A 1,266-nucleotide genomic window follows, 5' to 3' on the forward strand; every position below is an offset into this window, starting at 1 on the left:
CACCGCGAGGAGCGCGGGCTCCTCGGAGCGGGCCGCCCGGGGTGGTGCTCAGCCGAGGGCGCCGTCCGCGGTGCGCTCGGCCAGCCGGACCAGGGTGCGCACGGCGGAACCGGTACCACCCTTGGGGGTGTAGCCGAACGGGCCGGACTCGTTGAACGCCGGCCCCGCGATGTCCAGGTGCGCCCAGGGGGTGCCCTCGGAGACGAACTCCTTCAGGAACAGGCCGGCGACGAGACCGCCGCCCATGCGCTCACCCATGTTGGCGATGTCGGCGACCGGGGAGTCCATGCCCTTGCGCAGCTCCACCGGCAGCGGCATCTGCCACGCCTGCTCACCCGCGTCGTCCGCGGTCTCGTGGACCTCGGCGCGGAACGCCTCGTCGTTCGACATGATGCCGAACATGCGGTTGCCCAGGGCCAGCACCATGGCGCCGGTCAGTGTCGCCACGTCGACGACCGCGTCCGGCGACTCCTCGCAGGCCCGGGTCAGCGCGTCGGCCAGCACCAGCCGGCCCTCGGCGTCGGTGTTGAGCACCTCGACCGTCTTGCCGCTGTACATGTTCAGCACGTCACCGGGGCGGGTGGCGTTGCCCGACGGCATGTTCTCGGCCAGCGCCAGCCAGCCGGTCACGTTGACCTTCAGTCCGAGCCGGGCGGCGGCCACCACGGCGGAGAACACCGCGGCGGCACCGCTCATGTCGCACTTCATGGTCTCGTTGTGGCCCGCCGGCTTGAGCGAGATGCCGCCCGAGTCGTAGGTGATGCCCTTGCCGACCAGCGCGAGCGTCTTCTTCGCCTTGGCGTGCGTGTACGACAGGCGGACCAGCCGCGGCGGGTTCTGCGAACCCTGGCCCACGCCGAGAATGCCGCCGTAGCCACCCTTGGCCAGTGCCTTCTCGTCGAGCACCTCGACCTTGACGCCGTGCTGCTTGCCCGCGGCCTGCGCCTGCTCGGCGAACGTCCGCGGGTACAGGTCGTTGGGCGGCATGTTGATCAGGTCGCGGGCCCGCGCGACCTCCTCGGCGAGCACCGCCGCCCGCTCCACGGCTGCCTTGTGCTGCTTGTCGCGGGGCTTGGCGCCCAGCAGGGCGATCTCCGCCAGCGGGGCGCCGGAGTCCTTCTTGCCGCTCTTGTCCTTGTCCGTGCTGCGGTAGGCCCGGAACACGTAGGCACCCAGCAGCGGGCCCTCGGCCACCGCGGCGACCGACTCGGCGTCGTCCGCCAGCGGCAGCGCGAACCCGGCCCTGGCGGTGCCGGTCAGCGCTCG

Annotated in this window: 1 protein-coding gene; it reads right to left on the minus strand. The window is 72.2% G+C overall.

The window, feature by feature from the left end:
• Positions 1-48: 48 nt before the first annotated feature.
• The coding region (locus ACYVE9_RS27330; protein ID WP_461030572.1) for a leucyl aminopeptidase at positions 49-1,266 on the minus strand (1,218 nt) is incomplete at its 5' end.

The organism is Streptomyces sparsus, from assembly GCF_054776295.1.